Below are 13,406 nucleotides of genomic sequence, written 5' to 3'. Positions count from 1 at the left end.
TGCAATCAATCGTCCCGAATCGCCGCTTTTTCCACCATGAAACACAGCGATTAATTTTCCAATCCGAGCTTATCTAGCTTGGGCGTAATGACGAATCGGCAGTATCCAGCATTCTTATTTTGCTCGTAATAATCCTGATGGTAATCCTCGGCGACATAGAACTCCGACGCGGGTGTAATCTCGGTAACAATCATGTCTTCGAACTTTTTTTGCGCAGCAGTCTTGGACTTGAGCGCAGCTTCTTTCTGCTCATCGGAGTGGTAGAAAATCGCTGAACGGTACTGCGTGCCCACATCCGCTCCCTGTCGGTTGAGCTGGGTCGGATCATGCAGTTTCCAGAACATTGCCAAGAGTTGATCATAGGTGATGACCGACGGGTCGTAATGCACCTGAATGACTTCTGCATGCTCGGTCGTACCCGTGCTGACTTCCTTATAAGTCGGGTTGGGCACAACCCCACCCATGTAGCCAGACTCTACGCGATGAACGCCGGGCAGACGCTGCATCACAGCTTCAGTGCACCAAAAACAGCCCGCGCCAAATGTGGCGACGGATAAATTAGCAGGTTCAGAATCGTTCATGGTTTTTTCGGCTTTAGATTCGGCTGTTCCTTCGGAACATCCCGCAACCAATAATATAAAGGCGGAAAGGACAAATGAGGTGAATGCTTTGACGCTTGGTTTATCCATTTTCATCTGAGTTGAGTCGCAGCCATCCACGAAACCTGACAGCCTACCATCGAAGAAGACGCTTAATCTCCATCTCCAACTCCTGCGCGCTTCGGTAATCCGTCAGAAAATGTGCATTGGCAGCATTGACGGGGCCAGCAGTCTGAGCGGACATTGCCGTTTCGAAAAACAAACCTAACGAGAGGATGGAGTTATAATAGACAGGGTTCACGCGCTGCAGTTCCAGCTTGATTTCGCGGTGGCGCAGCTCCATCGCACTCTGGACTTCCTGGCTACCGCGGTTCTCCCAAAGGCTGGGGCCGGCCATGCGGCGGTCTTGACCATTGAGCGACACCGTGACGATCGCCAAATTGCGCACCAGCTCACGGGATTGCTCCATTGTAAAAAACGGCGTTTCACGGCTGCGGGCCATCGACTGGAAACCAACCGCCCACCACATCTCAAGTGATTTTTGGTCATCGAACTGCCCAGGGAAGGCTTTGACCATCACGTAGTTCGGATTCAAATCCTTCAGGAATGCTGCCAGCACCCGTCGAAAGTGCGTGCGGTCCGGAATGCGATTTTCCAATAAACGAAAAAACCAGACGGCATTCAGGGCGACTTTTTCCTGCTGTAACTCAAAGGGGCCACGTGCGGTAAGAAGCTCTTCCAACCCCATTGGTGGGCGGATAAGTGCGCGTTCGCGTTGGACATCGGCGTAACCAGGCCGGATTGCGGCCTCCAGCAACTGGCCAAAGGCAAGCTCCAGCCAGTGCGGAGCCAAGGGACCAGCAGATGGCCCATAACGCCAAACCGCTGTCCGGCGAATGAAACCACTGGCAAGCGCTTGGCACACGTCGCCAAAACGAGTGTCCTCATTCCAGGCAATATAAATAAAATAGTTACCGTTGGGCTGCTGCTTGACGAAGTAAGGCGCGTCGAAGTCGGGCTCAGTCAGAAGTGACACCCGGATCGGCGCTTGAAGATTTCGAGCCTCAGGATAATATCGCAAACCAAGCCGCTCCATCTGATCGGCCATGGCTCCAACCGTTTGAGTGCCATTGAAATCGACCCCGATGATCTGGAAAACATTGTCCCGACTAGTCCGCTCCAGAACGTCCTGAGCCGCGAGTGGGCGCAACAAGGCCAGTACCAAAGTAAATCCAACAAGCAGTGCGCGTGGCAATTGACCCATGAAATGCGGCAAAGGCTACTGGCGGACCAACACGAGTGAATTGCCGTCGATCGTCACGCTAGTGAGACTGATCCAAGCTTCGTGAAGCGCGGCGTATTGCTCAGCATTCTGGAACACCCCAAAAAGTGTATCGCCCACGAAGGGCGCGACTCCCACAGATGGCAGATGCGCTGACCCCAAATAGCTGCTCGAGGGCTCAAAGGCATACCCCTCCGCAGTCGGCACAAAGTCCCCCTTGGCTTGGTATCGCATCTTGTGTTTCTGCCCAAAGGCGATCACCTCCACACTCATACCGATTTGAAAAATGCCGTCAGTAATGCGGAAGTTCGGAGCCGAAGGCTTCAGGTTAATCATTCCCACGTTTTCCTCTTCACCCTTCTTGGGCTTGGAAAATTTAAAGGTGTCGACAGCCCAGCGGTTCAGCTCTTCTTCGCTCAGTCGTAGCGCACCAGTCTGACGCTCCATGAAGGCACGTTCCTTGCCCTTGTAATTACCGCCGCGGTCTTTACCCAAAATGAAATACACGGTCTTAGCCTCGATTTTGTCTTCCGCAGGTTGGTCACGCATTTCACTCACTGGATCGAGCGCCAAAGCCAAAATACCCAAAAACAAACCGATTAAAGCCGTCACAGCGCCCAAAACAATGGATCCGCCCAGACTACCTTCACTGGATTTCTTTTTCTTTTTTGCCATGAGAATTTGGGAGTTAATTTGCGCGGAAACGACAAGATGCTTCCGTTCTATTAGGCGCTTATTATGCGGGCTTCATTGCAAATGCCAACGAAGAAGTGGTGTCAAAAATTGGTGAATCTAACCAGTGAACTGAAAAATGGGCTGGATTTTCTCCTGCGTTTCCGGCTTGCCGCCGAGCCAATGCCTTGTTGCGATATGCACCAACCTCCACGAACTGCCGTAATGGATCGTCGGACTCGCCAAACGTGAGTGGAACTGCCGTAGAAACCATCACCCACCCTGTCGCTGATAACACGACCACGGAGGCTTTGACGTGCCCCGACCCCACCGGAGCCCAAAGCAAGCAAAACGGAGCCCCCCCCCCCCCTCACCTGAAAATCGCCTACCTCTTTACCACCTTCCCCGTCACCTCGGAGACCTTCCTCCAGCGCGAGGTCCGCGTGATGGCGTCTCAAGGCGTAGAGGTGGAAATCCATTCGCTCTGGCTTGGGGACACCCAATGGGAAGGCATGCCCATTAAGAAATTTTCGCATAGCGCACTGTTTAAACTGCTCTGGCTGTTCCCCAAATACCTCATTCTGCGCCCAGACGTGCTTCGTGAGCTCCTTGAACGACTGCTCAAGTATGACATGCCCTCGCTGCTTAATCTCGGCGAAACACTGCGTGGCATCGGCTGCGCACTCGTCTTGGCCGATTATTTTAAAAAAGAAAAACCCGACGTCTTCCATTGCGTTTGGGCGACGATGCCCGCAACCGCTGGCTGGATACTCAATAAGCTGACTGGCATTCCGTACACTATGGGTGCGCACGCCTATGATGTCTTCAAACGTGAAGGCGACTGGCTGCTCACACCCAAGCTCAAGTCCGCACTCATTGTCCACACCACCACCGACGCCGCCCGCAAGCACCTCATTGCCAAAGGGGCGAAGAAGGAAAAAGTGCTGCTCATTCGCCGCGGACTCGATCAATTTCCGCCGTGTAAGCTTCCGCGCACGGAACGCCGTCCACTGCGCATCCTCAGCGTTGGACGACTCGTTCCGAAAAAAGGCTATCACCGCCAATTAGAAATCCTCCGCCAGCTTGCTGACGATGGTTTCCAGTTTGAGGCACGCATTGTTGGCGGAGGACGCATTGAGGACAGCCTGCGCCAGCGTCATGCCGAACTCGGCCTACATGACTGCGTGGACCTGATGGGCCGCCGCCCGTTCACCGAGGTTAAAAAGCAATACGACTGGGCCGACGTCCTAATCTTCACGGGCATTGTCGCCCCCGATGGTGACCGCGACGGCCTGCCCAATGTCATCCCCGAAGCAATGGCCATGGGCCTACCCGTCGTCACGGCTCCGGTTGCTGGCACGACCGAGGCCATCCACCACGGCGAGACCGGTTTTGTGGCCCGCAATGACGACTATGACGCCTGGAAGCGCGCCCTGACGGCCCTACAAAGTGACGACGAAACTTTCCACCGCATCCGCGCCGCCGCCCGTACCTGGGTCGAGAAAAACTACGACAACCAAGTAAACGCCGCTTCCCTTGCCACCCGTTTAAAGAGCTCTGTCGAGGCCGCAACCCGCGGCAAGTGATGCCCCTTTCGGCCACACCACCCAATCGCGAATAAAACAGATAATTTGGGAAAGGCAGAAAGAACAATGAGCACTGTGTGCTTCGCTTCTGTTCCAGTTTCTGTTTTAAAACAACGTTAGATATAATTTCAGAATTAGCACAATGCCACGCCGTAAAGCCAAACACGCCAGAGCACGCGCCAACGCCCACGTTGCCGACAAGCAAGTCCATGACCGAATCGATGAAGACGAGCTAATCCTCCGCCTCGAAGCATTGGATGAAGACCCGTTCATTCTCGCGCTCGATCAAGTGCAGGACCCGCATAATCTCGGTGCTTGCATGCGCTCGGCCGAAGCAGCTGGAGCCCACGCCGTCATCGCCCCGCAGCACCGAACTGTCGGCCTAACCGACACCGTGCGCCGCGTTTCTGTAGGCGCAGCAGACCAGATCCCCTATGTTCAGGTCGTCAACCTGGGCCGCACGCTCGAACGCTTTAAAGAACTCGGCATCTGGCTCGTTGGCACAGGCGACGAGGAAAGCCAGCTCATTTACGATGTCGACCTTAAGGGCCCGCTTTGCCTCATCATGGGCTCCGAAGCCGCTGGCATCCGCAGCAAGACTGCCCGCATGTGCGACCACCTCGTAAAAATCCCCATGCTCGGCACCGTCGACTGCCTCAATCTCTCTGTCGCCACCGGCGTCTGCCTCTTCGAAGCCGTCCGCCAACGTATTTAGCGCGACCCAGCACCGCACAGTTCTGCGTTCTGCAAGGCAACGTGAGCGCATCTCGCGCCACAGTTCCATCCTGTTAAGGCCAGCATCACGCATGCGCCGCGAGACGCGGCTGCGCTACCACCAATAGGTAAAAATCACACAAGGCCTTACCCAATGTTGCGGCTACAAACGATTTATACGGTTAGCGAGGAAACCCGCACCAAAGCCGTTGTCGATATTGACCACGCTCACGCCGCTGGCGCAGCTATTGAGCATACCCAGTAAGGCCGCTACGCCGCCGAAACTCGCCCCGTAGCCAACGCTGGTGGGAACCGCGATCACGGGTGCATCGACGAGGCCCCCGACCACGCTCGGGAGCGCGCCTTCCATCCCCGCCACGACAATCACCACGCGACAGGCGCGGATGGTGTCAATACTGGCCAACAGGCGATGCAGGCCCGCCACTCCGGCATCATAAACCGCGACAGTCGGGCTACCTAGGAATTCCGCCGTAATGCGCGCCTCCTCGGCCACTGGCAGGTCAGATGTGCCAGCACAGACAACGGCAACGTTCGTCGTCGCTGGTGCCGGGACGTTGCGTTGCAAAGCAATCAGGCGAGAAGCCGGGTAGTGCGTGGCGTCAGGAAAGGCGGCTAGGATCGGCTCAATAGCGGCATTCTGCACCCGCGTCGCCAGCACATTGCTGCTACGACTTGCGAGGCTGCCCATGATCTCAACCATCTGCGTGGGTGTTTTGCCTTGGCCGAAAATGACCTCTGGCGCGCCATTGCGGCTGGCGCGATCGTGGTCTACCCGGCTATGACCTAGGTCCTCAAAGCCCTGAAGCTGCACCGCAGCTTCGTCGAGCGTGAGTTCGCCGCTTTGTACACGGGTCAGGATGTCGCGGACATCAGGCATCATCACCCTCCTCTACTTCGTCTCCACCAAAATCAAAAATCTCACCAGCCAGTAATTGCGAGAATTCCGTCAACGAAAGCCCCTGCTCGCGGGCAATCCGTTGGCAATCCTCGTACTCAGGCTTGAGGCGGACAACCTTGCCGCCGCGCATCGCCTGCTTCACCCGGACCGACCCCCACTGCGTCTCCACCTCAAAGAGCTGACGCTCAAGCTTGGTGCGCTGCCACACCAGGCGGCGGACGCCCAGCGTGGAACTGTGGTCAAAGAAAACATCCTCAATTTCGGTAACCAAATCAGCGGGTGCGAGCGCATGCACGATCACACCGACGCGACCTTTTTTAAACGCGGCTGATGTTTGCCAGACGTCGAGCGCCCCGCCCTCCAGAAGCAGCTCGCATAGAAATGCGACAGCCTCACCCGTCATGTCGTCGATGTTCGCGGCGAGTTCCCAGACAACATCCTGCGAATCACCGTTCGGCTCGGCCACCGTGGCAGTCGAATCAATCAGCGAAACGTAAACCACATTGGCGAGATTGGGGTCCTGCCGTTGGCCAACGCCAACCCCCGTTGCGGTGGAAACACCCGTGACCTGAACCCCAAACTGGCAGCGTTTACCAACGAGCAAAGCAGCGCCCGTGGGTGTCGTCGCCTCCTTATTCGTGCCGCCCAATGAAACTGGAAGCCCCGCAACGAGCCTCGCCGTGGCGGGCGCAGGAACGGGCATCCGGCCGTGAGCGCACATCACCGTGCCGCCGCCAAGCTCCAGCGTGCCGCAGACAATTTGATCCACCCCTAGCAAGTCCCAGCAAATCGCGGCCCCAACCATGTCGATGATGGAATCCACTGCGCCAACTTCGTGAAAATGCACGTCTTCCGGCGGCAGGCCATGAACGCCGCCCTCGGCCTCAGCCAAGACCTGAAAGACCGCAATAGCGTCGTCCTTTACTTGGTCCTTCAACGCAGAACCTTCGATCATCGCGCGAATATCGCGAAACGTGCGGTGGTGATGCTCGTGTTCATCATCATACTCATGGCTGTGCTCATGCGTGTGCTCCTGATGATGGTGCTCATCATGGCTATGCGCATGGGAATGGCTGTGACTGTGGGAATGCGTGTGCACATGCCCGGCGTCATCATCGTGCGTATGCTCATGCTCGTGCGTATCGCCGTGCTCATGGGAGAGAATCACATCGCAGCGTGTGCCTGTGATGCCGCTACGGGCGTCGGGCGAAAAACGGATTGCCCACCCGTCGAGCGGGAGCTTTCGCAGTTCGGCTTCCAACACAGCGGGATCAACGCCGAGGGCGATCATCGCGCCGAGGTTCATGTCGCCGCTGATACCGGCCGGGCATTGGTAATAGAGGGTACGCATGGGAGAAAATGGATAGATCGTCGAACGGGCTGCGCCAGTTGACACAGCGGCAAATGAACCTAAGATGACCGAAAGATGCAACACTTGGCCGCGCTTAAAGATTGGTTTGCCGACTGCCCGGGGGCGCTCGTGGCGTTTTCCGGCGGCGTGGACAGCTCACTCGCGGCCTTTCTGGCGCGGCGTTTTCTCGGCCAAGAGCGTTGCTTGGCAGTGACGTCAGCCTCACCCGCACTCAAGCTTTCGGACCTGGAGCAAGCGCGCGATTTTGCGCGGGCCAACGACATCCCGCTGGAAGTGATCATCACTGGAGAGCTGGAAAACCCGAACTATTTCAACAACCCGGACAACCGCTGCTACTTCTGCAAGCACACGCTCTATGATGAGTTAGCAGGCATTCAGGCACGCCACCCGAACTGGTGGATTATCAACGGTGCCAACCGCGACGACGCCGGTGACTACCGCCCAGGGATGAAAGCCGCCGCTGAGTTCGCAGTCCGCTCGCCGTTACTCGATTGCGGGCTGGATAAGGACGCCGTTCGCGCCGTGGCTGCCCATTTTGAGCTGAGTTGCTGGGATAAGCCCGCAAGCCCCTGTCTTGCCTCTCGCGTGCCTTACGGCGAGCGCATTACCTTTGAAAAGCTTCGGCAAATTGAAACAGCGGAGGCCATTGTCACGGAGCTGGGATTCCCGATCAACCGCGTGCGTCACTACGGCACAAAGGCCCGAATTGAGGCACCGAACGAGCAAGTGGCCGCTCTAGAGCGACAGGCAACGATTCTCAGCGAACGCTTTGCCGCGATTGGATTTTCCGAAATGGAAATCGACGCCGAGGGTTTTGTGTCAGGCAAACTCAACCGCGCCATTGGGCAGGCTTAGGAAAAATAACCAATAGAAACCTAGCCGCGACGATCTCGACGATTGTGAACTCTGACTTTTGCTTCGCGCATCTTGGGCTTCGGCCGAGTAAACCACCAAATAGCCGCGACCGCTATCACGGTTGCGATGATCAGGCCGAGCAAATGATGCAGGCTGAAAAGCCAATGCGCATGCCCATGAGATAGATCGTTTGTTCCGTGGGCTAACGACAAACTCGGGGCCAAAGCGAGTAATAGAATGGCTACGATCTTCTGCATGGAGCAAAACTGAGCCAAATTTGAGGGTATTGCAACCCGCAAGCCCAATTAACTGACCCGTCGGATCAATAGCCAAAATATTTAAGGGCTTTTTTTTCAACGGCGCATATTTTCTTTTGCGCTCGCTTGGGAACTAAGTATTATTGCCCACCATGTCTCGTCACCGCTCATATCCTTATTCCAGTTTACTGCTTATCCTTGGTGTGTTGGTGTGCCTAACCGGATTTGTCAAAATTCCCTCTAAGACTGGGGCGCAGATCATGGATGAGGTGGTGAATCGCCATAAAGCGAAAACCGAACTGGAGCTGATCAAGCTAGTCGTTGTCGACGAAGAAGGAAACACTCAGGTGCGAGAAATGATCAGCGTCTTCAGCCAAGACGACAAAGGCGACGCCAACTATATGATCCGCTTCCTTTCCCCATCTGACGTCAAAGGCATCACCTTGCTGACCAAGGATGCCCAATCAGATGACCCCGAACAATGGTTCTACATGCCCGCACTGGGTCAAGCCCGAAAGATCATGGGCGAGAACCGCAGCGGCTATTTCATGGGCTCAGATTTCACCTTCGAAGACTTGCGCAGAGAAAATGTTGAGGAGCATTCTTACTATCGGCTTCAAGATGACGAGGTCAACGGCAGCCAAGTTTATGTAGTCATGGCCGCTCCCGCCAATGTCGACATTCAATCCGCTACGGGTTACGCCAACCGCCTGCTCTACATCAACCGCGATAACTTCAACGTCCTCAAGGTTGAATTCTACGAAGAAGGCAAGACAGAGCCAGTCAAGGTACTCGAAGCCGACCAGTATGCCGAAGTCACTGAGGACAGCTCAGTTGACCGCCCCGCACGCATCCGGATGAACAACAAGACCAGCGGCACCTACTCGGTGATGACTTTGATGAAGTCCCGGCTCAATGTGCCCGTAGATCCACTGATCTTTGAACCGGAATCGCTCAATACCTGGACTCCAGAAACGGACGAGCCATTGCTTGAGCAATTCAACACAGACAGCTAGGAACTATTCTTGAGCGCCATGCAGAGACACATGGCAGCACCATTGAAACTGCCTTTCAGCCCAACGCGCTGAAAGATTACAGACCGTGCAACGACTCTTCAAGCTATGCTACAATAATGCCTTTCTGGTGATCGCCATTGTGCTGGCTGTCACGGGATTTTCGATTTCGAAGGCATTCGACCTCAAGGTCAATGTATCGACTGATGCCCTGATCCCCGAGGACAGCCCGCTTCAGAAGGAATACCAACGTGTTACCGATGCCTTCGGCTCCGATCAACTCGCATTGGTTTACATCGAAGACGAGCAGCTCTTTACCCACGAAAAGCTGACGCTGCTGCAAAAGCTCAGCAAAGAGCTCAATAAGCTCCCCGAAGTTGAGCGCGTAGAGTCGCTTTTCACCGTGAACGACATCCGATCCGTCAATGGCTGGATTGATACGTCTCCCCTCTTACGGAAAATCCCCAAATCGCCCGAAGCCCTCGCCGAGAAGAAACAGCAAGCCATCGATAACCCGCTCATGCGGCGCTCGATCATTTCCCGCAATGGCAATGCGACCCTGATAACACTTTACCTCAGGACCGCCGATGGGGAGCAGATGGACAGCGATAAGCGCGTTTATAATGATATTCAGGAAATTCTGGAAGGACTCAAGGCCCCGCCCGCCCCCGAGCCAACCCAAGACGCAAAAAGCATCGAACACTTGCCGGAATCCGTTCGAATAGCCTTGGAGGCCAAGAAAAAGGCCAAAGAAGAAACTGCCGCGCCAACCGACTACACCACACAATTTACGCGTATATTCCAAGTCGGCAGCCCCGCGCTCCACGTCTGGATGGCAGACTACATCATTGCCGACCAGAAAATCCTCCTGCCAGCCGCCGGGCTGATTCTCGTGCTCCTGATCGGCCTAATGATGGGCAGTTTCCAAGCCGCGATCATCCCCGTCATCAATGCGATTATCAGCACCGCGTGGACCTTTGGGCTAATGGTCGCTCTCGACATCCCGATCAGTATGCTCAACTACATCGTCCCCGCGCTGATACTCATTATCGGGGCGACGGAGGACGTGCACATCCTCAACGAATACAGCGAAGCCAAGGGTGAAGGCTCCTTGGGCTCAGACGCTGTCATGCAGATTGCGCACCGTATCGGCCTGACCCTCTTCCTCACGGGCCTTACGACGACTCTGGGCTTCGCAGTCACTGGCCTAAGCGCACTTTCCATTATGCAGGAGTTCGGGACCACTGCCGCGCTCGGCATGCTCTCGCGCTTCATCATTTCGATTACTTTCCTACCTGCTTGGTTACGAATATTCGGGCGGTTTATTCGTTCTCAGAAACACACGGCCAACGAAAACGCCCGACACCGCAAGGTCACGCAAAAGGTGAGCAACCTGCTCGAAAAAAATCTCTTACGTAATCCAAGACGCGTCATCCTAGTATTTTCACTGATCGCCCTGCCCTGTTTGTTCATGATTCCTAAGATCCGGGTCAGCAACGACTTGATCAGCTTTTTGCATCCAGATTCACCCATCGTCGAGCAGCTCAATCTAGTGGCCAACCGACTCAGTGGCAGCAAGGTAATTTACGTCACGTTTTATGGTTCGGAAAACTCGTTAAAGAAGCACGAAAGCCTGCAAAACATTGAAGCCTTCTCCAACTGGATGCGCGAAGACCAGCGCATCGACACGGTGACTTCCATCGCAGACTACATCGCTCTGGTCAACAAAGCCATGCAAGGTGGAAACGAAGCCGACCGCCACGTGCCCGATAATGATAATCTTATCTCACAATACTTGCTCTTTTTCCACCGTTCCGACCTCAAGCCATACGTGGCAGACAAATTCTCCGATGCTAATGTGGTCCTCCGCAGCAACATCAGCGATAGCAGCGAGTTAAACACCTTGGTCGCAGACATTGAGCAAAAGCTGAACACGGGGAAATTCGGTGACCTTCGCTACAGCGTCAGCGGCAAATCCGTCATGGTTGCGGCAGCGGTGGACAAGATAATCGGCGGCCAAGTCATTTCCTTGGCGAGCATGACAGCCCTCCTTTTTGCCATCGTGGGCGTCCTCTTTTTGTCCACTCGCGCTGCCAGCTTGGCTGTGCTTTCGAATCTTTTCCCAGTCGTCGTCGTTTTTGGGATTATGGCCCTGTTTGGCGTCACGCTCAATGTCGGCACATGCATGGTCGCGGCCATTACCATTGGTATCGCTGTGGACGACACCCTGCACCTCATGGTGCGCTACAATAAGGAACTCAAGATCCTCAAGGACGAGCACAAGGCGATCCTTGCTTCGCTGCGGGCGGAGCTATTTCCCGTCATCACGACTTCTCTCGGGCTGGCCGGCGGCTTCGTCATACTTGGCTTCTCCAGTTTCGTACCAGTCATGCAGTTTGGGCTACTCAGTGCCTTGGTAATGATTCTGGCGCTGCTGTCCGACATCATCCTGACGCCGGTTCTGTTGTCCACCACCCGCCTCATTACGCTGTGGGACGTGCTGGGCTTCAATTTGCGCAACGCACTGATTGAGCGCTCTGCGATGTTTGAAGGCCTCACCAAATGGCAGGCCAAGAAGCTCATCTTGCTGGCCAATTTGGAGGAACGTCAAATCGGCGAGTATATCGTGCGCGAAGGCGATGTCGGCAATTCGCTTTATGTGATCATCGACGGCGAACTGGAAGTTAGCAAAACCATCGAAGGGCGCAAAGTCGTAATCACCAAGCTGGTCTTGGGCGACATCTTTGGCGAAATCGCGCTCATCTCCGACGTCAAACGAACTGCCGATGTCACCGCAAACACAGACACCCGCCTGCTCGTGCTGAACTGGAAAGCGTTGGAAAATCTACAACGCTACAATCCTTTTCTATCCTCTCGGCTATTCCTGAACTTGTCGCGTATCCTCGGGCAGCGATTAAAATCCTCTCTGGAGCGCATCGAATCTCCCGCCCCCTTCCCGACACGCACTCCATTCAAGAACATGAGCAAACGGCAGAAACCACCCTCCCCGTAACCCCATTCTGATAGAGCACACATTTCATTCGTAGTCCCGCATGGTTTCATGCAAAGGATCACTCCAAAGGTAGCGCTGGCGCGTCCTCGCGCCGCGATTCCATCCTTCATGCGAACGTTATCTATGGGCACTATCGCCGCTTCAGCCACCACCGATTTCTGTTGCAAAATGGAATGCTTTCAATAGATTGATGATAACCTTTTTGCAGTATGGCTGACGCACCAACAGCTTCATCTACAGTCGTGACTTCGCACGACCATACCACCGCCCCTTCTGCGGTGGGAGATGATGCATTGCTCGTCAAGCGCGTGCAGTCCGGTGAAATGGCCGCTTTTGACCAGTTGATCGTCAAATATCGCGAGCGCCTTTTCTCCGTGGTCTATAATTTGACCTCCAATCGAGACGACGCCAACGACCTGACGCAAGAAGCGTTTATCCGAGCTTTTCGCTCGATTAGCAAATTTAAGGGCAATTCTTCTTTTTTCACCTGGCTTTACCGCATCGCAGTTAACACCACCATCACTCACCTCAAACGAAACCGCAAACGGCGTTTCTTTAGCTTTGAGCAGATGGATGAAGAGGGCTCGTCGAACGTCAAACTGGAGTCCTTGGCCTCCCGGGCGAAGACCGACAAGCCAACTTATATGCGCGAACTTCAGGAAAAATTGAACGATGCGCTGCAAAAGTTGTCTGTTAAACACAGGACCGTAGTTGTGCTTTATGAAATCGAAGGACTTAGCCATCAGGAAATTGCCGAAATCACCAAAACTTCTGAAGGCACCGTCCGTTCACGATTACATTACGCTAAGCAACAACTTCGTGAGACTTTAAAAGACTATTTGGAATAGGACCTGCTGTAGCCGAACCTTTTTAATTATGCAAAAGACCGATTCGCAAGAAACGGAAAACATCAGTCTTGAGGAGCTTCTGCGCCTCAAGCAACAGGAACGACCTGACGACGCCTATTGGCAGCGGTTCGAGCGTGAACTCCACGCCAAACCCTGGCAAAAGATGGTTTCGCGGCCTTCTTGGGCGAAACGCATCTGGGGCCGCTTCCAGGACAGCATTCATCCTGCAATACCTTTGGGTTCGACCGCCGCATTAGCCCTTGTCGGCTACTGGAG

The 13,406-nt window shown here is 54.8% G+C and carries 11 protein-coding genes and 1 pseudogene; 7 read left to right on the top strand and 5 right to left on the bottom strand.

The annotated features are described in order from the left end of the window. Positions 1-50: 50 nt before the first annotated feature. The 3 genes from msrA to IE065_RS09720 form a co-directional block, all read right to left on the bottom strand. A complete protein-coding gene (gene msrA, locus IE065_RS09730) occupies positions 51-581 on the bottom strand; it encodes a peptide-methionine (S)-S-oxide reductase MsrA (protein ID WP_200163298.1) in 531 nt (176 codons plus the stop codon). A gap of 151 nt (positions 582-732) precedes the next feature. After that, entirely contained in the window at positions 733-1,863 is a 1,131-nt protein-coding gene (locus tag IE065_RS09725; RefSeq protein ID WP_189514462.1) for a hypothetical protein, read from the bottom strand. 15 nt (positions 1,864-1,878) lie between these two features. After that, positions 1,879-2,556, bottom strand: coding sequence for a hypothetical protein (locus IE065_RS09720; RefSeq protein WP_189514460.1), 678 nt, complete (start codon positions 2,554-2,556; stop codon positions 1,879-1,881). A gap of 245 nt (positions 2,557-2,801) precedes the next feature. Between IE065_RS09720 and IE065_RS09715 the strand changes: the two genes are divergently transcribed. Beyond that, positions 2,802-4,139: a glycosyltransferase gene (locus IE065_RS09715; RefSeq protein ID WP_189514458.1), complete on the top strand. Its 1,338-nt coding sequence runs from the start codon at positions 2,802-2,804 to the stop codon at positions 4,137-4,139. Positions 4,140-4,281: 142 nt separating this feature from the next. After that, positions 4,282-4,854 (top strand): 23S rRNA (guanosine(2251)-2'-O)-methyltransferase RlmB, encoded by a 573-nt coding sequence (gene rlmB / locus IE065_RS09710; protein WP_189514456.1) that lies wholly within the window; start codon positions 4,282-4,284, stop codon positions 4,852-4,854. 162 nt (positions 4,855-5,016) lie between these two features. Here rlmB and larB read toward each other — a convergent pair whose 3' ends face one another. Together larB and larC are read right to left on the bottom strand one after the other, a co-directional pair. Next, positions 5,017-5,751, bottom strand: a complete 735-nt coding sequence (larB, locus tag IE065_RS09705) for a nickel pincer cofactor biosynthesis protein LarB (RefSeq protein WP_189514551.1) — start codon at positions 5,749-5,751, stop codon at positions 5,017-5,019. Next, positions 5,744-7,123, bottom strand: a complete 1,380-nt coding sequence (larC, locus tag IE065_RS09700; protein WP_189514454.1) for a nickel pincer cofactor biosynthesis protein LarC — start codon at positions 7,121-7,123, stop codon at positions 5,744-5,746. Before larC ends, larB begins: the two co-directional genes overlap by 8 nt. Before the next feature lie 75 nt (positions 7,124-7,198). Between larC and larE the strand changes: the two genes are divergently transcribed. The 5 genes and pseudogenes from larE to IE065_RS09675 all read left to right on the top strand — a co-directional run. After that, the gene (larE, locus tag IE065_RS09695) at positions 7,199-7,999 is read left to right on the top strand and encodes an ATP-dependent sacrificial sulfur transferase LarE (RefSeq protein WP_189514452.1); all 801 of its coding nucleotides are present in this window, start codon (positions 7,199-7,201) and stop codon (positions 7,997-7,999) included. Between the two features lie 409 nt (positions 8,000-8,408). Then, positions 8,409-9,272 (top strand): outer membrane lipoprotein-sorting protein, encoded by an 864-nt coding sequence (locus tag IE065_RS09690; RefSeq protein ID WP_189514450.1) that lies wholly within the window; start codon positions 8,409-8,411, stop codon positions 9,270-9,272. Positions 9,273-9,357: 85 nt separating this feature from the next. Then, entirely contained in the window at positions 9,358-12,282 is a 2,925-nt protein-coding gene (locus tag IE065_RS09685) for an MMPL family transporter (RefSeq protein WP_189514448.1), read from the top strand. A 209-nt stretch (positions 12,283-12,491) separates the two neighbouring features. Next, entirely contained in the window at positions 12,492-13,130 is a 639-nt protein-coding gene (locus IE065_RS09680; RefSeq protein ID WP_189514446.1) for an RNA polymerase sigma factor, read from the top strand. A gap of 28 nt (positions 13,131-13,158) precedes the next feature. Beyond that, positions 13,159-13,406, top strand: a pseudogene (locus tag IE065_RS09675) (hypothetical protein); the annotation flags it as partial.

The sequence above is a fragment of the Cerasicoccus arenae genome (genome assembly GCF_014651635.1).
Classification (GTDB): Bacteria; Verrucomicrobiota; Verrucomicrobiia; order Opitutales; family Cerasicoccaceae; genus Cerasicoccus; species Cerasicoccus arenae.
The sequence above is the reverse complement of the archived record's forward strand: the minus strand, read 5'-3'. Positions and strand labels throughout refer to the sequence as shown.

Bases quoted from the DNA above. Each gene is read 5' to 3' on its own strand.
- msrA (WP_200163298.1), bottom strand. From the start codon at position 581: ATGAACGATTCTGAACCTGCTAATTTATCCGTCGCCACATTTGGCGCG.
- IE065_RS09725 (WP_189514462.1), bottom strand. From the start codon at position 1,863: ATGGGTCAATTGCCACGCGCACTGCTTGTTGGATTTACTTTGGTACTG.
- IE065_RS09720 (WP_189514460.1), bottom strand. From the start codon at position 2,556: ATGGCAAAAAAGAAAAAGAAATCCAGTGAAGGTAGTCTGGGCGGATCC.
- rlmB (WP_189514456.1), top strand. From the start codon at position 4,282: ATGCCACGCCGTAAAGCCAAACACGCCAGAGCACGCGCCAACGCCCAC.
- larB (WP_189514551.1), bottom strand. From the start codon at position 5,751: ATGCCTGATGTCCGCGACATCCTGACCCGTGTACAAAGCGGCGAACTC.
- larC (WP_189514454.1), bottom strand. From the start codon at position 7,123: ATGCGTACCCTCTATTACCAATGCCCGGCCGGTATCAGCGGCGACATG.
- larE (WP_189514452.1), top strand. From the start codon at position 7,199: ATGCAACACTTGGCCGCGCTTAAAGATTGGTTTGCCGACTGCCCGGGG.
- IE065_RS09690 (WP_189514450.1), top strand. From the start codon at position 8,409: ATGTCTCGTCACCGCTCATATCCTTATTCCAGTTTACTGCTTATCCTT.
- IE065_RS09680 (WP_189514446.1), top strand. From the start codon at position 12,492: ATGGCTGACGCACCAACAGCTTCATCTACAGTCGTGACTTCGCACGAC.